This window comes from Nocardioides gansuensis (assembly GCF_003076135.1).
In the GTDB taxonomy this organism is placed as follows: Bacteria; Actinomycetota; Actinomycetes; order Propionibacteriales; family Nocardioidaceae; genus Nocardioides; species Nocardioides gansuensis.
The window spans coordinates 437995-458548 of the sequence record NZ_QDGZ01000003.1 but is presented as its reverse complement, the minus strand read 5'-3'; the positions used below and the strand labels follow the sequence as shown (position 1 = coordinate 458548).

Below are 20554 nucleotides of genomic sequence, written 5' to 3'. Positions count from 1 at the left end.
GGCACTCCGCACCCGGGAGTGCCAAGCCTACTAGGTGGAACGACGACGGCCCGCCCTCCCGCGGGAGGACAGGCCGTCGGAGTCGTGCAGCCGGGAGCCGCTGTCAGAGGGCGCCCTGGCGCCACGGTCCCGTGATCGCCAGCGTGATGCCGGGGCTCTGGATGTTGAGGAACAGCCAGCTGCCGTTGGTGGGCTCGAAGACCGCGCCCGCCCACTCGGAGCCGCGGTAGTCGTTGGGCGCCACGCTCTTGCCGGCGGTGCCGCCGCGCAGGTCGACGTCGTTGGAGGCGAAGCGGAAGATCTCGCCCTCGACCGTCAGCCCGTGGACGTACTCCGTGCCGCCGCCGTCCTCGCAGAGGACCAGCCCGCCCCGAGGGCTCACGCACATGTTGTCCGGGGCGTTGAGCACCTCGGGGCCGGGCGACGCGAAGAGCACGCGCAGCTCGTCGGTGGCCGGGTCCAGCTCGAAGACCTGGCCGTTGCGCTCCGGGCCGCCGTCCGTGGTGATCACGTAGATCCGGTCGTTGCCGTACCACGCGCCCTCCAGGCGCGAGAAGACCGCGGCGCCCTTGCCCTGGGCCTCGTAGCGCACGGTGTCGGTCGCCGGGTCGGGCTCGTCGATGTCGACCCAGCCGACGGTGCCGTACGACGTGCCGGAGCCGTCGCGGCGGGTGTCGACCTTCGTGCTCCCGATCCGGAGCGCCTGGAGGCGGCCGCCGTCGGAGAGCCGGCCCGGAGTCGTCGGGACGAAGCGGTACATGGACGCGTCGCCGCGGTCCTCGGTCTCGTAGACGATGCCGGTGGCCGGGTCGATGGCGGCGGCCTCGTGGTTGAAGCGGCCCATCGCCTTGTACGGCGTGGGGTCGCCCTTGCCGGTCGGCGGCACCTCGAAGACGTAGCCGTGGCGGACGCCGCCGGTCTCGCTGAACGTCTCCTCACAGGTGAGCCAGGTGCCCCACGGCGTCACGCCGCCGGCGCAGTTGCGCGACGTCCCGCCGAGGCTGCCCCACGACTCGGTGAACTGGCCGGCCTCGGGATCGAAGACCAGCGTCGTGGTCCCGCCACCGCCGAGGGGGTTGTAGGCCGGCTGGGTGAACGCGGCCGCGGGGTTGCGCTCGTGGTTGCGGACGATGTGCACCTTGTCCCCGATGCGGTAGGCGCCCATGCCGTCGTGAGCGCTCGGGGTCGGCGTGCCGTCCGTCATCAGGTCGTTGGTCCAGCCGTAGGACACGTACTCGAAACCGCGCGGGAGCGAGATCAGCTGCAGGCCGGTGGCCTGGTCGACAGCGGGCCGCAGCGGGCCGTAACCGGCGTCGGAGAAGACCGAGGACGCAGGAGACGCCGCCGCGGCGCGGGTGGCCAGGGCAGCGAACGGGATGCCGGCCGCACCAGCGGCAGCACCACGGAGCAGGGACCGCCGGCCGAGGCCGGCGGTGTCGTGCGCGGGGGTGGTGGAAGTCATGCCCTCGACGCTAGGGAGGAGAGGCGGGGGCGGTGCGACGTGCAGGCGAACTCTGGCTGCACGGCAGTCGACACGGGTGAGCCGCCCGGCGCCTAGGGTGGCCCCGTGAGCGCCGGACGAGGTTTCCAGGAGGTAGCCGAGCGCGTCTGGGTCGCCCGCTACGAGTGGTTCGACGTCAACGTGACCGCGATCGGCAGCGACCGCGGCCTCGTCGTCGTCGACACGCACGGCTCGGCCGCGGCGGCGGGCGGGGTGATCGACGACCTCCGGCGGCTGGGCGCGGGCGACGTGGCGGCCGTCGTGAACACCCACGCCCACTTCGACCACACCTTCGGCAACGGCGCCTTCCGCGCGGCGTACGGCGACATCCCGATCCACGCCCACGAGGTGGCCGCCGCCGAGACGATCACTGCCGGTGAGCGGATCAAGGCCGCCGTCGCGGACGACCCGGACGACCCCCACCGCGAGGACATGCTCGCGACCGAGGTCGTCCCCGCCGACCACACCTTCTCCTCCGCGGTCGTCCTCGACCTCGGCGACCGGCTGGTCGAGCTGGTGCACCCCGGTCGCGGCCACACGGCCGGCGACCTCGTCGTCCGCCTCCCGGATGTCGACGTCGTCCTCGGCGGCGACCTGGTCGAGGAGTCCGCTCCCCCGTGGCTGGGCCAGGACTCCTGGCCGCTGGACTGGCCGCTGAGCCTGGACATGGTGCTCGGCCTGACCACCTCGTCGTCCGTGGTCGTGCCCGGCCACGGGTCGCCCGTCGACCGCGACTTCGTCGAGGAGCAGCGCAACACCCTCGGCATCGTCGCGGAGACGATCCGCGACCTCGCCGTGCGCGGGGTGCCCGTCGACCAGGCGCTCGCGGCCGGCGAATGGCCCTGGGAGCCGCGGCTGCTCGAGCATGCCGTGCGCCGGGGCTACGAGCACCTGCCCCGCAGCCAGAAGCGCCTCCCCCTCGTCTGACCCGTCCGGCGTGGGTACCGGCTGCGCATGACCGAATCCAGCACCCAGCCCGACGTGCCCGACGAGCAGCTGCCCGACGACCTCCGGCCCAGCGACGACAACCCGCTGGCGCAGCCCCTCGACCCCGACGACGAGCGGACCAAGAGCCAGGAAGAGCTCGACATGGACGCCACCCAGGACGACCTGGGCTCCGGGACCGAGGAGCAGCCGTCGACCAGCGACACGGACTCCCAGCAGAGCGCCGGCAGCACCCCGCGACCGCCCGCCGACGAGTAGCGCCGGCCGAGTCGTTCCGGGCGGACGCGGCGCGCCTCGTCGTACGTCGCGTGGTCACTGCCTAGCGTTGACCGGGTGCCTTCTCCCACCCAGCGCCCGTCCAGGTCGGGCAGCAGCGACCGCTACGGCTCCGACGTCCTCTCGACCGACTGGCGCGCCCCGAAGAACGGCCGCGCCACCGACCAGCCGGCGCAGGTCGGCCTCGTCGTCGAGGAGGTCACGACGGACTGGTGCGGCGAGATCGTCGCCGTCGACCGCGACCTCGACACCGTCACGCTCGAGGACCGGCGCGGGAAGCGACGCACGTTCCCGCTCGGCCCCGGCTTCCTGCTCGAGGGCAAGCCCGTCGTGCTCACCCGGCCGGTAACCCAGAAGGCGCCGGCGAAGCCGACCCGCACGGCGTCGGGCTCGATCGCCGTACACGACGCGAAGGCCCGCGTGGCGCGGGCCAGCCGGATCTTCGTCGAGGGCCGCCACGACGCCGAGCTCGTCGAGAAGGTGTGGGGCGACGACCTGCGCATCGAGGGCGTCGTCGTGGAATACCTCGGCGGCGTCGACGACCTCGCCGACCACCTGCGCGACTTCAAGCCCGGGCCGCAGCGCCGCGTCGGCGTGCTCGTCGACCACCTGGTGGCCGGCTCCAAGGAGAGCCGGATCGCCCAGGGCATCGCGAAGTCGCCCGTCGGCAAGCATGTGCTGATCGTCGGGCACCCGTTCATCGACATCTGGCAGGCGGTCCGGCCCGAGCGGCTCGGCTTCACGAAGTGGCCGGCCGTGCCGCGCGGCATCGACTGGAAGACCGGCACCTGCCAGCAGCTGGGCTGGCCGCACCGCGACCAGGCCGACATCGCCCGGGCGTGGAAGCACATCCTCGGCGGCGTCCGTGGCTTCCAGGACCTCGACCCCGCCCTGCTCGGCCGGGTCGAGGAGCTGATCGACTTCGTCACCGCGCCCTGAGCCGCGGCGTCCGACGAGGCGCGCCGAGGCCGGTCAGGTCAGGTCGCGCACCACGGCGTCGGCGAGCAGCCGGCCGCGCCGGGTGAGCACCAGCCGCTCGGTGGCCAGCTCGACCAGGCCCTCGTCGACCAGCCGCGCCACCTGGGCCCGGCCCGACTGGTCGAGCGCCAGGACCGGCAGGCCCTCGACCAGGCGCAGCTCGAGCATGATGCGCTCGATCCGACGGTCCTCGGCGTCGAGCACCTCGCGCTCGTGGGCCGGGCTCTCCCCGGCGGCCAGCCGGTCGGCGTACGCCGCGGGGTGCTTGACGTTCCACCACCGCACGCCGCCGACGTGGCTGTGCGCGCCGGGGCCGACGCCCCACCAGTCCCCGCCGGTCCAGTAGAGGACGTTGTGGCGGCACATGTGCTCGTGCCCGCGCGCCCAGTTGGAGACCTCGTACCACTGCAGCCCGGCGGCGGAGAGCCGCTCGTCGGCCATCTCGTACTTGTCGGCGAGGTCGTCGTCGTCGGGCATCGGCAGCTCGCCGCGGCGCACCCGCCGGGCCAGCGCGGTGCCCTCCTCCACGATGAGCGAGTAGGCCGAGACGTGGTCCGGCTCGCACGCGAGGGCAGTGTCGAGCGAGGTGGCCCAGTCGTCGAGCGACTCCCCCGGCGTGCCGTAGATGAGGTCCAGGCTGACGTCGCCGAACCCCGCCTGCCGCGCCCACTCCACGACCGCGGGCACCCGCATCGGGTCGTGGGTGCGGTCGAGCACCTTGAGCACGTGGTCGACCGCGCTCTGCATGCCGAAGCTGATCCGGTTGAAGCCGGCGTTGCGCAGCTCCTCGAGGTCCCACCGCGCGACGCTGTCGGGGTTGGCCTCGGTGGTGATCTCGACGTCGTCTCGCAACGTGAACTCCGCCGCCGCGGCCGCCACGACCGACCCCAGGTCGACGGCCTTCAGCAGCGTCGGGGTGCCACCGCCGAAGAAGATCGTGTCGATCGGGACGTCGCGGTCGCCGAGCACGCGCCGCGCCAGCCGGATCTCGTTGATGGCCGCCTCGGCGTACGACGAGCGCGAGGCGCCGGGGGCGTCGCCGAGCTCCTCGGCGGTGTAGGTGTTGAAGTCGCAGTAGCCGCAGCGCACCGTGCAGAACGGCACGTGGACGTAGAGGCCGAAGGCGTGCGTGCCGAACTCCGCCAGCGCCGCTTCGGGCAGGGAGCCGTCGCGCGGTGCGGGGTCACCGGACGGTTGGGCTGGGGGCACGGCGGCTATCCAACCAGACGCGCCGCGCCCCGGCGCCCCGCTGCCAACCGGCGGTCAGACGGGCACGTTGAGGGTCGCGACGAGCCCCTCCTCGACGGTCCCCGTCATCCGGGCGAGCTGCAGGGAGTAGCCGTCGCTGAAGATGCCGTCGCCCTCGAGGGACACGCCGGCCAGGTTGCCCACCGACTCCTCGTAGCCCTCCGTGGCGTAGACCTGCTCGCAGACGTCGGCCGGGAACGCCAACTGCGAGGTGCGCAGCTTGTTGGCCGCGCTCGTGGCGGTGTCGACCGACTCGTAGACCTCGAAGTGCACGTGCGGCCAGCGGCCGGGGTAGCAGCCCGGGACGATGGTGGTGAACTCCAGCCAGCCGTCCTCGTCGGCCGCCTGGACACCGCGCAGGTAGTTCTCACCGGCCGCGTCGCCGTCGTACATGGAGTAGGCGCCGTCGCGGTCGCAGTGCCAGGCGTAGAGCGCCGCCCCGGCCATCGGGGTCGCCTCGTCACCGGACAGGTCGTGCACCCGGAACCGCAGCGTGAGCGGCACGCCCTCGGCGACGCCGGAGGCACCGCCGAAGGAGGACGTGATGTCGCTGCGGACGATGCCGGACTCCGCGAGGACGTTCGGCCCGTTCGAGCCGTCGCCGGGATAGGGGCCGGCCGTCTCCTCGGGGATCTCCCCCTCGGCGACCTCGACGCCGGATCCGCCGTCCGGGCGGGCAGGCGGCGTGCCGGCGCCCGTGGACGCCGTACTGCCCGGCTGGTCGAGCCGGGACTCGGCCGCGCAGCCGGCCACCGCGACCACCGCCACGCCGCCCAGCAGGGAGAGCAGCCCGCGGCGTCCCAGCCGCTTCTTGTCCAGGGTGCCGAGGTCGTGCTGCAGCCCGAGGTCGTGCTCGTGGACGCCGGTGCCCGACAGGGGGCCGAGGTCGTGTGCGCTCATGGGAACAGCACAACGCCCCCACCTGTGAGGATCCTGTGGGGGCGTTGTGCGGTGGACGTGGATCAGGCGTAGAAGCTGTCGATCAGGTCCCTGTAGTTGGACTCGACGACGTTGCGCTTGACCTTCATCGACGGGGTCAGCTCACCGGAGTCGACGCTCAGGTCGTGGTCGAGGATCTCCCACTTCTTGATGGTCTCCCAGCGGTTGAGGTGGCCGTTGAGCTCGTCGACGTAGCCGTCGATCAAATCCTTGACCTCGGGCGAGGCGACGATGTCGGCGTAGGACTTGCCCTCCATCCCGTTCTCCGCCGCCCAGCCGGCGATCGCGTCGGGGTCGAGGGTGACCAGCGCGACGCAGAAGTTGCGCTCGTTGCCGAAGACCATGAACTGGCTGACGTAGGGGCAGATGGCCTTGAACTTCGACTCGATCGCCGGCGGGGCGATGTACTTGCCGCCCGAGGTCTTGAAGAGCTCCTTGATCCGGCCGGTGATCACCAGGTGGCCGGCCTCGTCGATCGAGCCCTTGTCGCCCGTGTGCAGCCAGCCGTCCTCGGTCAGCGTCTTCGAGGTCTCCTCGGGGAGGTTGTGGTAGCCGTCCATCACGTGGGGGCCGCGCAGCAGCACCTCGTCGTTGTCGCCGATCTTCACCTCGCTGCCGGGAAACGGCGGGCCGACGGTGCCGATCCGGTTCTGCTCGGGGTGGTTGACCGTGGCGCCGGCGGCGTTCTCGGTCATGCCGTAGCCCTCGAGGATGGTGATGCCCGCCGCGTTGAACCAGGCGGCGATGTCGGGGTTGAGGGCCGCCGAGCCGGAGATGAAGAAGCGGACGCGGCCGCCGAAGCGCTCGCGGACCTTGCTGAAGACCAGCTTGTCGAACAGCGCGTGCTGGACCTTGAGCGGCAGCGGGACCGGCTTGCCCTCCCGCTTGAGGCGGTCGACTTCGAGGCCGACGGCGAAGGCCTTCTTGAAGATCTTCTCCTTGGCCCCGCCCTCGGCCGCGGTCATCGTGACGATCCGGCCGTGCGCCTTCTCGAAGATACGCGGGGCGGCGCCCATGAAGGTCGGCTTCACGACGCCGAGGTTGTCCACGATCTTGTCCACGCGCCCGTCGATGGCGGTCGGGAAGCCGATCGCCAGCTGCACCGACAGCAGCACCTTGCCGAAGGAGTGGCTCATCGGCAGCCAGCGGAACTCCAGGTCGTCCTCGCTGAGGATGTCCTGCGCCTTGATCGCCTCGCCCTCGTAGACCCACGAGCGGTGGCGCAGCCGCACACCCTTGGGTCGGCCGGTGGTGCCCGAGGTGTAGATCAGCGTCGCGAGCTGGTCGGGCCCGATCGAGTGCGCCTTCTCCTCCAGGATGCCGGGGTGCGCGGCGAGATGGTCGCGGCCGAGGGCCGCGAGGTCGTCGAGGCCGATCACCCAGTCACCGTTCGCGGCCGCCTGCCCCGAGCCAGTCGGTGGGTCGAAGGTGACGACCTTGGCGAGGTGCGGCAGCTCGGCCTTGTGGGCCCGCAGCTTGGCCAGCTGGATCTCGTCCTCGGCGAAGACGATGCGGCACTCCGAGTCGCCGAGGATGTACGCCGTGTCCTCGGCGTTCGTGGTCGGGTAGACCGTGGTCGTCGCGCCGGCCGCGCACATCACGGCGAGGTCGGCGAGGATCCACTCGTAGCGGGTGTTGGAGACGATGCCGACGCGCTGCTCGGGCTCGAGACCGAGCGCGAGGAGTCCGGCGGCGAGCTGTTCGACGCGCTCTCCCAACTGCTTCCAGGTGACGGACTCCCACGCTTCGCCGCGCGGGAAGCGGTAGGCCTCCCGCTCGGGCGAGCGCTGGACGCGGTCGCGGAACTGCACGGCCACGTTGGGCTGCATGCGGTCGAGGAAGCTGGTGTCGTGGTTCAAGGCCATGGCCGTAACCTAGATCACCCGGTTACGCGGCGGTAGCAATCTCGCCCGGTGGGTTGCGTCACGCGACCTCCCGGCAGCGGAAAACCTCAGTCCTGCACGGCCTTCACCAGCGCGATGCAGCGCGTGATCCAGTCACGCTCGTCGGCGTCGAGGCCGCGGCCGACCCGTTCGGCGTCCTGCAGCGTCCACATGGCGTTGTGCACCATCCGCACCACGACCCAGTCGCGAGCCCGGTCCTCGTCGAGCCCCGCCGCGTCGACCAGCGCGTGGAAGCGGCGCCTGATCCCCCCGCGCAGGTCGCCCGTGAGCTCCTCCCACCGGTTCCAGAGCATCGGAGCGACCTCGTAGTGCCGGTCCCCGCTCAGCGGCTTGGGGTCGATGACCAGCCACGGCTCGCGCTCGGCCGCCAGCACGTTGCCGTAGTGCAGGTCGGTGTGGACCACTGTGCCGGTGCTGCCGCCGTCGCCCACGAAGTCGCGGCCCAGGGAGATCGCCTGCTCGACCATCCGCCGGGGCACGGGCGCGTTGCGGGGCAGCGCGGCCAGGGCGGCGCCCTGCCCCTCGACGTACGCCGTGAGCGGGCGCAGCTGTGGCATCGCCGGCACGTGGAGCCTGGACCACAGGCCCGCGACGATCTCGCAGGCCTCGATGTCCCAGACCTGGGCGAGGGTCTCCTGGTGGAGCCGCTCGAGCAGCATCGCGCGTCGACGGGGGTCGGCACGCAGCAGCCGCACCGCGCCGTGGCCGCCCCAGTGCTGGAGGGCCAGGTGCTCGTGCTCCGACTCCTCGTCGGGCAGCGCGATCTTGAGGACCGCCGCGGTTCCCGAGTCCGTGCGGACCGGGAGCACCAGCGAGCAGTAGCCGTGCATCGGCTCGCCGTCTGGGCTCAGCTGCCACTCCTCCAGCAGCTCCGCGCGCAGCCGCGGGAGCGATTCGAGCCAGTCGACCCACTCCGGGCCCAGGCGCCTCTGGGAGTCCAGGCCGGCAGGGATCACTCCCTCATTCTGTCGGCGGCGCCATGAGGGGCCGCTGTAGCCTCCCCCGGCATGGGGGTCTCCTTCGACGACCTACGGGGCCTGGCGCTCGCGCGCCAGTTCCCCGACGGCGCCGCGTCCGTAGCCGGCCTCGTGGCGGTGACCGGCCCGATCCAGTCGCAGACCGCCCGCTCCCCCTTCCTCGGGCTCGCGGCGCGCCGGCCGGGGACGACGCACGCCGAGGTCACTGCGGCCTACGAATCCGGTGACCTCGTCCGCGGCTCCACGCTGCGCGGCACCGTGCACACCTGCACCGCCGCCCAGCACCCACTCCTCCACCTCGGCACCCGCGCCGGCCAGCGCACCCGGTGGCAGCAGCTGCTCAAGCTCGAGCACGGCAGCCTCGACGACCTGTGGGACTCGACGGAGGCCTTCGCCCGCGACGAGTGGCGTACGCCGGCGGAGCTCATCGGGCACCTCCACGAGTGGCTGGAGCGCGTCGAGGGCCGCGACGAGGTCACCACGCTGCAGGTGGGCCGCTACCTCGCGTTCGGCCACGGCGGGCTGGTCCGCCGCCCACTGAAGGGTCCGTGGTCCGGCCAGGGCGCGCCGGTCTACCGCGCCGCGACCGCTGTCATCGGCGAGCCCGCCGCCGAGCCGAGCCTCGACGACCTGGTGCGGCTGCACCTGCGCTGCCACGGGCCCGCGTCGCGGCAGGACATCGCCTGGTGGTCCGGGCTCGGGCTCCGGGCGGTCGGCGAGGTGCTCGACCGGCTCGGCCTGGTCGGCGAGGAGGGCCCGGACGGCCGGACGTACGTCGACCTGCCGGGCGGTCCGCCACCGCGCGAGCCCAGCGGTGTGCTGCTCCTGCCGGAGTTCGACGCGCTCATGTGCGGCTACGACCCGCCCGCCCGCGTCCGCTTCGCCGAGCCGGAGCACGTGCGGCGGCTGTGGCTGCAGGCCAACGGGATGGTGCTGCCGCCGCTCCTCGTCGACGGGCGGATCACCGGCTACTGGCGCGCGACCGGGTCGGCGCGCACGCGGCCGCTCGAGGTGGTGCACTTCACCGGCACCCGCCGGCCCCGGAAGGCGGAGCTCGAGGCGCCGGTCGCCGCGCTCGAGGCGGCGCTCGACATCGCCATCGCCGAGGTGACGGTCAGCCGCGAGAGCGTCTGACCTCCGGCGTCGCATGAGCGTGCTCGTGGTCGCCCGGCCCCGGGTGCCACGGCCCGCCGGCCAGTGCGGTCTCGAGGTGCTTGCGGAAGTTCGGGCAGGTCGTGATGTCGTGCGCGCGGCAGTCCAGCGCGTGCTCCGTCATCGCCCGCGACGTCTCCAGGGCGCGGATCCGCTCGTCGATGTCGGCGAGGTGGTCGGTGAGCACCCTCCGCCGGCCGTCTGCCGAGCCGTCGAAGAGCAGCCGGATCTGCTCCAGGCTCATGCCGGCCGCCTTGTTGCGCTGCACCGCGGCCACCCGGACCAGGTCGTCGCGGCCGTAGCGCCGCCGGCCCGCGGAGTCCCGCTCCGGCGTCAGCAGGCCCATGTCCTCCCAGTGCCGCAGCACGTGCGTGGCGAGTCCGAAGCGCTCTGCCACCTCCCCCACCGACCAGTGGCTTGACTTCATGTTGACATGAAGTCACACGCTGGGTGCACCGTCAACACAGATCGACTCGGAGGACCCCATGGACGTCGTCGTCATCGGAGCGGGACCCGCCGGCCTGCAGGCCGGACTCACCCTCGGCCGGATGCACCGGGACGTGCTCGTGCTCGACTCGGGCCGCTACCGCAACGCGCCCGCGGAGCACATGCACAACTTCGCTACCCACGACGGCAGGCCGCCGTCGGAGTTCCGCGCCCTCGCCCGGGCCGACCTCACGGCGTACGACACCGTCGAGGTGCGCGACCTCGCTGCCACGCAGGTACGACGTCGCGCCGGGGGCGGCTTCGAGACCACCCTGGCCGACGGCACTCTCGTCGAGAGCGCCGCGGTCCTCCTGGCCACCGGCGTGCGCGACGTGCTGCCGGATCTGCCCGGCCTGGCCGAGGCGTTCGGCCGGGTCGCCCACCACTGCCCCTTCTGCCACGGCCACGAGCTGGCCGGGCGGAGCGTCGCCGTCCAGGACGGGCCCCGCGCCGCGCACCTGGTGCCGATGCTGCGCCGGATCACCCACGACGTCCGGGTCGTCTCGGACCCGATCGACAAGATCGTCGTCGACGGCGACGACGCGGTGCTGACCGTGGCTGGCCAGGAGGTCCGGGTCGGCGGGATCTTCGTCGCGTCTGCCCTGGAGCAGGCCGCCCCGTTCGCCGCGCAGCTCGGGCTCGACCTGCTCGACAGCGGCTGCATCGCCGTCGACGCGATGGGCCGCACCTCCGAGCCCGGCGTCTTCGCCGCGGGCGACCTGGCGCACCACCGGGACCTGCCGATGCCGCTGGCGAGCGTGCTCAACGCCGCTGCCGCCGGGCAGGTGGCCGCCGGTGCGTGCGTCGCCGACCTCCTGGCGGCCGAGGCGGGGCACTGAACCGGCCGGCTGTGCGAGCCTGAGCCCATGACCGAGCGCGAGCAGCCGTGGCGCGACGAGGGTCCCGACCACGGCCGGATCCTGGTGCTGAGCGACAACCCCATCGCCCGTGCGATCGAGACCATCGGCACGACGGCCGGGCGGGAGGTGCTCGTCGAGCCTGCCGACGACGGCGGGCCCGGCCTCGCACCCCGTCACGGCGACGCCGTGGTGCTCTGCGACCACGACGCTCCCGACGCGCCCGCGGTGCTGCGCACGGCGCTGGCCTCGGACGCGGCGTACGTCGCGATGATGGCCAGCCGCAGCCGGGCGGCCGCCGTCTCGGAGGAGCTGCGCCGGGAGGGCATGGACGTCTCCCGCCTCCACGTGCCCGCCGGCCTCGACCTAGGCGGCAAGGGGCCTGGCGAGATCGCGCTGTCGGTCGTCGCCGAGATCGTCGCGGAGTCCTATGGGCGGCGCGGCGGTCCGATGCGCGGCTGACGCGCCCGGCCCTTACTTCTTGGCTGGCTTCTCCGTCGGCTGGGTGGTGGAGAGCGCGGCGACGAACGCCTCCTGGGGGACCTCGACGCGGCCGACCATCTTCATCCGCTTCTTGCCCTCCTTCTGCTTCTCCAGCAGCTTGCGCTTGCGGCTGATGTCGCCGCCGTAGCACTTCGCGAGCACGTCCTTGCGGATGGCGCGGATGGTCTCGCGCGCGATCACCCGGGCGCCGATCGCCGCCTGGATCGGCACCTCGAACTGCTGCCGCGGGATCAGGTCCTTGAGCTTGCCGGCGAGCATCACGCCATAGGAGTACGCCGCGTCGCGGTGCACGATCGCCGAGAACGCGTCGACGGGCTCCCCCTGCAGCAGGATGTCGACCTTCACCAGGTCGGCCGCCTGCTCGCCGGTGCGCTCGTAGTCGAGCGAGGCGTAGCCCTTCGTGCGCGACTTCAGCTGGTCGAAGAAGTCGAAGACGATCTCGCCCATCGGCAGGGTGTAGCGCATCTCGACGCGGTCCTCGGAGAGGTAGTCCATGCCGAGCAGCTGGCCGCGCTTGTTCTGGCAGAGCTCCATGATCGTGCCGATGTAGTCGCTCGGCGAGAGGATCGTGGCCCGCACGACGGGCTCGCGCACCTCGGCGACCTTGCCGTCGGGATACTCGGACGGGTTGGTCACCTCGATCTCGCGGCCGTCCTCCATCACGACCTGGTAGACCACGTTCGGCGCGGTCGAGATCAGGTCGAGGTTGAACTCGCGCTCGAGGCGGTCCCGGGTGATCTCCATGTGCAGGAGCCCGAGGAAGCCGCAGCGGAAGCCGAAGCCGAGGGCGCCGGAGGTCTCGGGCTCGTAGGCCAGCGCCGCGTCGTTGAGCTGGAGCTTCTCCAGCGCGTCACGCAGCGTCGGGTAGTCGTCGCCGTCGATCGGGTAGAGACCGGCGTAGACCATCGGGTTGGGGTGCTTGTAGCCGCCGAGCGGCTCGGTCGCGCCGTGGTGCTGGGAGGTGACCGTGTCACCGACCCGGGACTGGCGCACGTCCTTCACGCCGGTGATCAGGTAGCCCACCTCGCCGACGCCGATCTCCCCGGCCTTCACCGGCTCGGGGCTGATCACGCCGACCTCGAGCATCTCGTGCACGGCGTTGGTCGACATCATCCGGATGCGGTCGCGGTGGGTCAGCTTGCCGTCGACGACGCGCACGTAGGTGACGACCCCGCGGTAGGTGTCGTAGACCGAGTCGAAGATCAGCGCCCGCGCCGGCGCGTCCGGGTCGCCGACCGGCGGCGGGGTCTGCTTGACGATCTCGTTGAGGAGGGCCTCCACGCCGACGCCGGTCTTGGCGCTGGTGAGCAGCACGTCGGACTCGTCGCAGCCGACCAGCCCCGCCAGCTCCGCGGCGTACTTCTCCACGTTGGCGCTCGGCAGGTCGATCTTGTTGAGCACCGGGATGATGTGCAGGTCCGCGCCCATCGCGAGGTAGAGGTTGGCCAGCGTCTGGGCCTCGATGCCCTGCGCGGCGTCGACCAGCAGGATCGCGGCTTCGCAGGCCTCGAGAGACCGGGACACCTCGTAGGTGAAGTCGACGTGGCCGGGCGTGTCGATCATGTTCAGCACGTAGGTGCCCGGCTCGGCACCCTGCTCGTTGTCCGCGGGCACGGTCCAGGGCATGCGCACGGCCTGGCTCTTGATCGTGATGCCGCGCTCGCGCTCGATGTCCATCCGGTCCAGGTACTGCGCCCGCGCCTCGCGCTCTCCGACCACCCCCGTGAGCTGCAGCATCCGGTCGGCCAGCGTGGACTTGCCGTGGTCGATGTGAGCGATGATGCAGAAGTTCCGGATGATCGACGGGTCGGTCGAGCCGGGCTGCGGCGCGTTCTTCAGGCTCACGTGCTGCTTTCGGGAGTGACGGAGGATGTTCCTTCGGGACGCGCCATTCTTCCACGCTGGCCGCCACTCCCCCGAACCCGCACGACAGACCGTCTGGATACGGTCACCGGGTGCCACCCGCCCACGCCCCCGCACGCCACCTGCCCTTCGTCCCGGCCGCGGCGTTCGTGCTGGTCTGGTCGTCCGGCTACATCTCCGGGCCCGCGGCGGTGCGGGCCTCGGCGCCGTTCTTCACGCTGGGCTGGCGCTTCGCCCTGGCGGCGCTGCTCGGGACGCTCGTCGCGCTCGCGCTGCGGCGCCCGTGGCGGCTCACCCGGCAGGACGTCGGCCGCGTCGTGGGCGTCGGGCTGATGATGAACGGCCTCCAGTTCGGCCTCATCTACGTCGCGTTCGACCTCGGGCTCGGGGCGACGATCAGCTCGCTCCTCCACGCGCTGAGCCCGGTGCTCACCGCCATCCTCGCCGCCCTGCTCGTCCAGGAGCGGATCTCCTGGGTCCAGGTCCTCGGCTTCGTCCTCGGCGTGGTCGGGGTGCTGGTCGTCCTCGGGCCCGACCTCGGGCACGTCGGCGGCCCGGTCGCCGTGCTGCTCGGCGCGCTCAGCATGCTCACGCTCAGCCTCGGCACGCTCGGCCAGCGCTGGATCGGCGGCACGCCCGACCTGCTCTGGTCCACCGTCGTGCAGTTCGCGGTCTCGGCGCCGCCGCTGCTTCTGCTCAGCTGGACCTTCGAGGGCGCCTGGCCGGTCACCGACCCGGTGGTCGCGGGCGTCTCGCTGGGCCTCCTCGCCCTCGTCAACTCGCTCGTGGGCCTCGGGCTGCTGGCGCTGCTCGTCCTCCGCGGCGGCTCGGGGGCCGCGTCCAGCCTGTTCTTCCTCTCGCCGCCGGTCACGGCCGTGCTGGCCTGGCTGATCCTCGACGAGACCATGGGAGCCCGGGAGCTGGTCGGCCTCGCCATCGCGGTCGTCGGTGTGGCCGCCGCGACGCGCGTCAGGCGCTCGTCGGCACCCAGTAGCGCCGCTTCCTCCCCCGGACGTCCTCGAGCACTCCCCCGCACGCCTCGATCACCCTGATCGACGGGACGTTGTCGTCGTCGCAGGTCACCAGGGCCGGGTCTATCCCCAGCTCGTGGGCGTAGGGCAGCACCGCACGGAGCATCGCCGTGGCGTGACCCCGTCGCCGCGCAGACGGCCGCACGTCGTACCCGATGTGGCCACCGACCTCGCGCAGGAAGTCGCTGAGCACGTGCCGCACGGCGATCCGGCCGAGGTATTCGTCGCCCTCGACCCACCAGCGCGTGGAGGTGAGCACCCACCCGTGCGGCAGCACGCTGGGGTCGGACTCCTCGGCGTGCAGCTGCGCGACGAAGTCCGCGAAGCCTTCCAGCGTGTGCCAGGTGGCGCCGTACCTCGCGATCCAGCCGGCGGTCTGGGTGTTGTCCGCGCCCTCGCGCCAGGCCTCGTCCATCGCCCCGAGGAAGGACTGCATCACGGCGACGGTGGGCGACACGAGCTGCGGCATACCCGCATCCTCCCCACACGCGTCGTGGCCGTGCCACCCGGTGGCCCGGCGTCGAATCCAGTTCGACCCCATGAACACGGGTCGGGAAGGATGCGGGCATGACCGACCACATCCCGCACGGCCGGACCGCTCGACGGCTGGAGTGGCAGTTCCTGCCACCCCACATCCGGGCGCACGTCGAGGAGCGGTGCGGCTCGCCCGTGGTCGAGGCGCGGTCGCAGAACGCCGGCTTCACGCCGGGCTTCGCCAGCGTCCTCGTCTGCGAGGACGGCTCGAAGCACTTCGTGAAGGCGGCCTCGGTGCAGGCGCAGCGGATGTTCGCCGAGTCCTACCGCGAGGAGGCCCGCAAGCTGGCCGCCCTGCCGCAGGGCGTCCCCGCGCCGCGCCTGCTCTGGTCGTACGACGAGGACTGGGTCGTGCTGGGCATCGAGCAGGTCGAGGCGCGCAACCCGGCCCGGCCGTGGCGCCGGTCCGAGCTGGACGCCTCCCTCGACGCCCTGGAGCTGGTCGCAGAGCTCCTCACTCCTGCCCCGGCGGGCCTCACGCTCGACACGTTCGCCGAGGAGCTCGCGGCCTGGCCGGCCTACTGGGACAACCTGCCGCCCGACTCCCTGCCTTCACGCCCGGAGCGGCATGCCGAGGCGTCCGCGCTGGCCGCGAAGTTCCGCGACCACGTCGGAGGCAACACGCTGGTGCACACGGACGTCCGCGATGACAACACCCTCCTGGACGAGGACGGGAAGGCGTGGTTCTGCGACTGGAACTGGCCCGTCCTGGGCGCCGACTGGCTCGACTCGCTCGTCATGCTGATCGGCCCCCGTGGCGACGGGCTCGACGTCGAGGCGATCATCCGCCAGCGACCCCTGCTCCGCGACGTACCCCCCGAGGCCATCGACGCGGTGCTCGCCGTCGTCACCGGCTACTTCCTCAAGTCCGCACGCGACCCGGTGCCCCCGACGTCGCCCTACCTCCGCGACGGCCAGCGCTGGCAGGGCGAGGTCTGCTGGGCGTGGCTCGCCGAGCGGCGTGGGTGGGCGTGAGCAAGGCTCCTTCGCCTGATTTGGGCGCATCCGCGCCCGACCGGTAGAGTCTCCCCTTGCTTGTCCGGCGCCCGACCCTCTTGGGGTATGCCAGGCAGCCGACAACCTACGACTTTCCTGACCAGACCGATCAACCTGAGGTTCTTCAGTGGCGAACATCAAGTCCCAGATCAAGCGCAACAAGCAGAACGAGGTGCGCCGCCAGCGCAACCAGGCCGTCAAGTCGAGCCTGAAGACCGCTGTGCGCAAGTTCCGCGAGCTCGCCGAGACGGGCGACAAGGACGCCGCCCTCACCGCGGCCCGCGACGCCTCGAAGAAGCTCGACAAGGCGGCCTCCAAGGGCGTCATCCACAAGAACCAGGCGGCCAACCGCAAGTCGTCGATCGCCAAGAAGGCCTCGTCCCTCTGACGCACTGGCCCCGCTGACTTCAGCACAGCCGCGTAGCGAAGGCGCTCTCCCACCCGGGAGGGCGCCTTCTGCCATCTGCGGCCACGGTTGTGCGCCGTCTTCACTGGTCCGGGTCGACCTCCTGGACGGTGCGTGAAAGCAGACAGAACTCATTGCCTTCGGGATCGGACAGCACCACCCACGTGGCGTCGGCTTGTTGCCCCACGTCCACGCGTCGTGCGCCCAGCTCCAGGAGCCGCTCGAGCTCCTCGGCTGTCGTCGTCCCGTCGGCGCGCAGGTCGAGATGCAGACGGTTCTTGACGGTCTTGCTCTCCGGCACCGGCACCACGTCGATCATCGGCCAGGATCCATCCGGCGGGGCGATGCTGATGACGCCCTCGTCTTCTTCGAGCACCTGCCAGCCGAGGACGCTGCACCAGAAGTCGGCGACCACCCGCGGCTGAACAGCGTCGATTGCGATGACGGCTATCCGACTGGACATGTCGCCACTTTGGCGCGCGCGGAACTGACCGCCAGCGCGACACGCGGGATGGGCAGGGCAGGGAGATGGACGACCTCGGCTTTGTCCGGGCGGTCAGACCCGTAGGCGGAACCGGTGGCCGGTAGGTGGCGCAGCGTCAGAGAGCGGTGACGAGTTCGCGGCAGATGAGGTGTGTCCACGTCGCCGCCGAGCGGCCGGGACGCGACCTCAGCGCCCCGCGCGCAACCCCGCCACGGTGAGCACGAGCCGCTCGAGTGCGTAGGACGCGTCGTGGGCCTGGCCCTTGATGTCGGCGTCGGCCCGGGCGACCGCGGTGATGGCCGCTGCAATGCCCTCCTCGGACCAGGCACGGGCCTCGGTGCGGACCTGCTTGACCTTCCACGGGGGGACGCCGAGCTCGCGCGCGAGGTCGGCGTCGCGCATGCCCTTGCCGGCGCCGAGGAAACGGGCGATGCTGCGCGCCGAGCCTGCCATCGCGGAGGTGACGAGGACCGGGGCCGTGCCGCCGTCGAGCGCCCACCGCAGCTCCTCGAGCGCCGCGGCGGCGTCACCGGCCATGGCCGCGTCGGCCACGGCGAAGGACTTCGCCTCGCCACGGCCACCGAAGTAGCGCTGCACCCGGTCGACCGTCAGCTGCTCGCCGGGGTAGTCGTTGACGAGCTGGTCGATCGCGGCCGCGAGTGACCGCAGGTCGGCGCCGACGGCCTGCACGAGGAACGCAGCCGCGTCGGGGGCGATCCGGGCACCGTGGGCGGCGGCCTCCGACTTCACGAAGTCGGGCAGCTTCCAGCCCTTGATCTCCTCGGACTTCACCTCGGTGACGGTGTCCTTGAGCTTGCGGAGCCGGGTGAGCACACCCACGCCCTTCTGCCCCCCGCCGTGCACCAGCACGAGGGCGACGTCCTCCGCCGGGGACGCGCAGTAGTCCACGAGTCCGTCGACCGTCTCGTCGGGCAGGTTTTCCAGCCCCCGCACCACGACGCAGCGGATCGCGGAGAAGAGCGACGGCGCCGACATCTCCCCCAGGCTGCCCAGCGTCAGGTCGGACGCCGTCGACTCGGCGAACTCGGACTCGGGGTCGTGGCGTCGGACGGCCTCCCGCACGGAGACGACCGTGCGCTCGCTGAGGAACTCCTCCTTGCCCGTCACCAGGACGACGCGCCCGAGGACCTGTGCTGCGGAGGGAGTGGCTGCCATGGTGCGCCCACCCTAACGGCGCCGACCGACACCGCCGCGGGCGACGACCCCAAGCTGCCCGTCACGCACCACGACGAGCACGTCACCGTCGAGGTCCGTGCGATGCACCTCGGTGCCGGCGCTCTCCAGGGCGGTGACGAGCTCGGGCGCAGGGTGTCCGTAGTCGTTGTCCGCCCCCACCGAGACGAGCGCCAGTCGAGCGCGCAGGCCGGTCAGGAACCCCAGGTCCTGACGGCGGCTGCCGTGGTGCGGCACCTTGAGCACGTCCACCGCCAGCCCACCGACGAGACGGCTCAGCCCCAGCTGCGCAGGCGGCTCGATGTCCCCGGTGAGCAGGATGCGCAGACCGTCGACCTCCGCGAGCAGCACGACACTCGCGTCGTTGGCGGCACTGCCGTCCTCCCCTAGGTCGCCGGCGAAGCGCGCGACGTCCGGCCGCGGCCACAGGGTCTGCAGGGTCACATCCCCGACACGACGCGTCGCGCCGTACGCCGCCACGGCAGGCCGCAGGCCGGCCGCACCGGTCGCCCGAGCGACTTCCTCGACGCCGTCGGGCGGGTCGCCCAGCGCGGTCACCTCGACCGCCCCGACGGTCCGCCCCGCCAGCACCCCGGAGAGGCCGTCGACGTGGTCGGCGTGGAAGTGGGTGAGGACCAGCAACGGGACGCGGGTCACCTCGAGCCGGTCGAGGCAGCCGTCGACCAGGGCGGGATCGGGTCCGGCGTCGACCACCACGCCCTCGTGCGGGCCTGCCCGGAGGATGAGCGCGTCGCCCTGGCCCACGTCGCACATGGCGAGCACCCAGCCCGACGGGGGCCAGCCGGGAGTCGGCGGGCGGGTCAGCACCGTCACCACGAGCAGCACCGAGCAGGCGACACCCGCGAGCGGGCTGCGCAGCACGCGCGGGACCACCACGACCAGCCCGAGGCACACCAGGGTGACGAGGAGCAGCGCCACCGGGCCGGTCCCCCATGCGATGGCAGCGGTCGGCAGGTCTGCCCCGCGCCGGGCCACGACCGCGATCCATCCGACCGACCACGCCGCGGGCGCGGCCACGACCTGGCCCAGCGGCATCCAGACGAGGCCGACGAGCCCGCCCGCCAGGCCCAGGACCGTGGCGGGCGCGACGGCGGGCGCGGCCAGGAGGTTCGCGACCACCGCGACGAGGCTCACCTCACCCGACAGCGCCGTCACGACCGGAGTGCAGGCGACCTGGGCGGCCAGCGGCACGGCGACCGCCTCGGCGACGCCGCGCGGGAGCCAGGTGCGCAGCGAGTCGCGCCAGAGGGGCGCGAGCCAGAGGATGCCCGCGGTCGCCAGCACCGACAGCGCGAACCCGGCCGTCACGGCCAGCCGCGGGTCGAGCAGCAGGAGCGCCAGGACGGCGACGCCCAGGGCCCGCGGGCCGCGCTCGCGCCCGTTGCCGCCCATCCCGATGAGCGCGACCGTGCCCATCGCGGCGGCGCGCACCACGCTCGGCTCGGTGCGGGCCAGCAGCACGAAGCCCGCGATGCCGACCGCCGCCACCCCGTGCAGCCACCAGCCGCGCACGCCCGCCCACCGGGAGGCGATGAGCAGGAAGCCGACGAGCAGGGTGAGGTTGGTGCCGCTCACCGCGAGCAGGTGGGTCAGCCCGGTGGTCCGGAAGTCGTCCGCGAGCGCCGGGTCGACGCCAGCGTCGTCGCCGACCACCAGGGCCGGCACCAGCTCACGCGTGTCCTCCTGACGCGGCTCGACCGACTCGCGGATGGACCCCCGCACCGCTGCGGCGACCCGCCACCACACGTCGGGACCCTCGATCCGGTCCGGCGAGCCGCGCACCATCAGCAACGCCGCCGAGTCGCCGTCCGCCGGCCCGAGCCGCCCCGACACGTGCAGCCGCTCCCCCAGCACGACGCCGAGCCACGACGCGTCGGCCATCACGACGACCGGGGTGGAGAGGGAGTACGCCGCGCCGCGGCCGGTCAGCTGCTCGACCCTGGCCCGGACGACCACGAGGTCGCCGAAGCGCCCGGCGACCGGGCGCGGGTCGCTGGTGACCGTGAGCTCGGCCCCGACGACCGCACGCTTCTGCGCCAGCTGGGCCACTGGGCCGGAGGCGAGGGCCGTGCCGTGGAGGAGCGTCACCCCTGCCACGGCCGCGAAGGCGACCAGGGGCCCGGCCCCGCGGCTCCGCAGGAGCAGCGCCGCCGTCCCGACCACGACGCCCAGCGGCACCCACCACGGGCAGACGGCTGCCGCGATGCCTCCGAGCCACGCCGCCCCGCCCAGCGCCGGAGCCCGGAGGTCGCGCACGG

Annotated in this window: 20 protein-coding genes; 9 read left to right on the top strand and 11 right to left on the bottom strand. The window is 72.5% G+C overall.

What is annotated here, in order from left to right; all coding sequences use genetic code 11:
• Window positions 1–103 precede the first annotated feature (103 nt).
• The gene (locus DDE18_RS09165; protein WP_116571922.1) at window positions 104–1462 is read right to left on the bottom strand and encodes an alkaline phosphatase PhoX; all 1359 of its coding nucleotides are present in this window, start codon (window positions 1460–1462) and stop codon (window positions 104–106) included.
• Window positions 1463–1567: 105 nt separating this feature from the next.
• On the opposite strand from DDE18_RS09165, the gene DDE18_RS09160 reads away from it, so the two are divergent.
• The 3 genes from DDE18_RS09160 to DDE18_RS09150 all read left to right on the top strand — a co-directional run bounded on the left by DDE18_RS09160 (window position 1568) and on the right by DDE18_RS09150 (window position 3661).
• The gene (locus DDE18_RS09160; protein WP_116571921.1) at window positions 1568–2428 is read left to right on the top strand and encodes an MBL fold metallo-hydrolase; all 861 of its coding nucleotides are present in this window, start codon (window positions 1568–1570) and stop codon (window positions 2426–2428) included.
• 27 nt (window positions 2429–2455) lie between these two features.
• Complete coding sequence (locus tag DDE18_RS09155; RefSeq protein ID WP_116571920.1) at window positions 2456–2704, top strand: hypothetical protein; 249 nt, start codon at window positions 2456–2458, stop codon at window positions 2702–2704.
• 75 nt (window positions 2705–2779) lie between these two features.
• The gene (locus DDE18_RS09150) at window positions 2780–3661 is read left to right on the top strand and encodes a DUF3097 domain-containing protein (protein WP_116571919.1); all 882 of its coding nucleotides are present in this window, start codon (window positions 2780–2782) and stop codon (window positions 3659–3661) included.
• 33 nt (window positions 3662–3694) lie between these two features.
• On the opposite strand, the gene hemW is transcribed toward DDE18_RS09150, so the two are convergent.
• The 4 genes from hemW to DDE18_RS09130 form a co-directional block, all read right to left on the bottom strand.
• Entirely contained in the window at window positions 3695–4909 is a 1215-nt protein-coding gene (hemW, locus tag DDE18_RS09145; protein ID WP_116571918.1) for a radical SAM family heme chaperone HemW, read from the bottom strand.
• 54 nt (window positions 4910–4963) lie between these two features.
• Window positions 4964–5848, bottom strand: coding sequence for an intradiol ring-cleavage dioxygenase (locus tag DDE18_RS09140; RefSeq protein WP_116571917.1), 885 nt, complete (start codon window positions 5846–5848; stop codon window positions 4964–4966).
• Between the two features lie 62 nt (window positions 5849–5910).
• Window positions 5911–7752, bottom strand: coding sequence for an AMP-dependent synthetase/ligase (locus DDE18_RS09135; RefSeq protein WP_116571916.1), 1842 nt, complete (start codon window positions 7750–7752; stop codon window positions 5911–5913).
• Between the two features lie 86 nt (window positions 7753–7838).
• Entirely contained in the window at window positions 7839–8747 is a 909-nt protein-coding gene (locus tag DDE18_RS09130) for an aminoglycoside phosphotransferase family protein (RefSeq protein WP_116571915.1), read from the bottom strand.
• A 51-nt stretch (window positions 8748–8798) separates the two neighbouring features.
• On the opposite strand from DDE18_RS09130, the gene DDE18_RS09125 reads away from it, so the two are divergent.
• Window positions 8799–9902 carry a winged helix DNA-binding domain-containing protein gene (locus tag DDE18_RS09125; RefSeq protein WP_116571914.1) on the top strand — a complete coding sequence of 368 codons (1104 nt, stop codon included), beginning with the start codon at window positions 8799–8801 and terminating at the stop codon, window positions 9900–9902.
• Here DDE18_RS09125 and DDE18_RS09120 read toward each other — a convergent pair.
• Entirely contained in the window at window positions 9883–10347 is a 465-nt protein-coding gene (locus DDE18_RS09120; RefSeq protein ID WP_116571913.1) for a MerR family transcriptional regulator, read from the bottom strand. The genes DDE18_RS09125 and DDE18_RS09120 overlap by 20 nt on opposite strands.
• Before the next feature lie 58 nt (window positions 10348–10405).
• On the opposite strand from DDE18_RS09120, the gene DDE18_RS09115 reads away from it, so the two are divergent.
• Window positions 10406–11245, top strand: coding sequence for an NAD(P)/FAD-dependent oxidoreductase (locus DDE18_RS09115; RefSeq protein ID WP_116571912.1), 840 nt, complete (start codon window positions 10406–10408; stop codon window positions 11243–11245).
• 27 nt (window positions 11246–11272) lie between these two features.
• A complete protein-coding gene (locus tag DDE18_RS09110) occupies window positions 11273–11725 on the top strand; it encodes an XdhC family protein (RefSeq protein ID WP_116571911.1) in 453 nt (150 codons plus the stop codon).
• 12 nt (window positions 11726–11737) lie between these two features.
• Here the strand turns inward: DDE18_RS09110 and lepA are convergent, their stop codons facing one another.
• Window positions 11738–13606 carry a translation elongation factor 4 gene (gene lepA, locus DDE18_RS09105; protein ID WP_116572018.1) on the bottom strand — a complete coding sequence of 623 codons (1869 nt, stop codon included), beginning with the start codon at window positions 13604–13606 and terminating at the stop codon, window positions 11738–11740.
• A 116-nt stretch (window positions 13607–13722) separates the two neighbouring features.
• Between lepA and DDE18_RS09100 the strand changes: the two genes are divergently transcribed.
• A complete protein-coding gene (locus DDE18_RS09100; protein ID WP_116571910.1) occupies window positions 13723–14682 on the top strand; it encodes a DMT family transporter in 960 nt (319 codons plus the stop codon).
• On the opposite strand, the gene DDE18_RS09095 is transcribed toward DDE18_RS09100, so the two are convergent.
• The gene (locus DDE18_RS09095; protein ID WP_116571909.1) at window positions 14600–15130 is read right to left on the bottom strand and encodes a GNAT family N-acetyltransferase; all 531 of its coding nucleotides are present in this window, start codon (window positions 15128–15130) and stop codon (window positions 14600–14602) included. The genes DDE18_RS09100 and DDE18_RS09095 overlap by 83 nt on opposite strands.
• A 98-nt stretch (window positions 15131–15228) precedes the next feature.
• On the opposite strand from DDE18_RS09095, the gene DDE18_RS09090 reads away from it, so the two are divergent.
• Both DDE18_RS09090 and rpsT read left to right on the top strand, forming a co-directional pair.
• Window positions 15229–16170 carry a phosphotransferase gene (locus tag DDE18_RS09090; RefSeq protein ID WP_116571908.1) on the top strand — a complete coding sequence of 314 codons (942 nt, stop codon included), beginning with the start codon at window positions 15229–15231 and terminating at the stop codon, window positions 16168–16170.
• 148 nt (window positions 16171–16318) lie between these two features.
• The gene (gene rpsT / locus DDE18_RS09085; protein WP_116571907.1) at window positions 16319–16579 is read left to right on the top strand and encodes a 30S ribosomal protein S20; all 261 of its coding nucleotides are present in this window, start codon (window positions 16319–16321) and stop codon (window positions 16577–16579) included.
• Between the two features lie 100 nt (window positions 16580–16679).
• Here rpsT and DDE18_RS09080 read toward each other — a convergent pair whose 3' ends face one another.
• From DDE18_RS09080 to DDE18_RS09070, 3 genes are all read right to left on the bottom strand, one after another.
• The gene (locus DDE18_RS09080; RefSeq protein WP_116571906.1) at window positions 16680–17060 is read right to left on the bottom strand and encodes a VOC family protein; all 381 of its coding nucleotides are present in this window, start codon (window positions 17058–17060) and stop codon (window positions 16680–16682) included.
• Window positions 17061–17267: 207 nt separating this feature from the next.
• Window positions 17268–18257, bottom strand: coding sequence for a DNA polymerase III subunit delta (gene holA / locus DDE18_RS09075; protein ID WP_116571905.1), 990 nt, complete (start codon window positions 18255–18257; stop codon window positions 17268–17270).
• Window positions 18258–18269: 12 nt separating this feature from the next.
• On the bottom strand, window positions 18270–20552 hold the full coding sequence (locus tag DDE18_RS09070) for a ComEC/Rec2 family competence protein (RefSeq protein WP_245916537.1): 2283 nt from the start codon (window positions 20550–20552) through the stop codon (window positions 18270–18272).
• Window positions 20553–20554 lie beyond the last annotated feature (2 nt).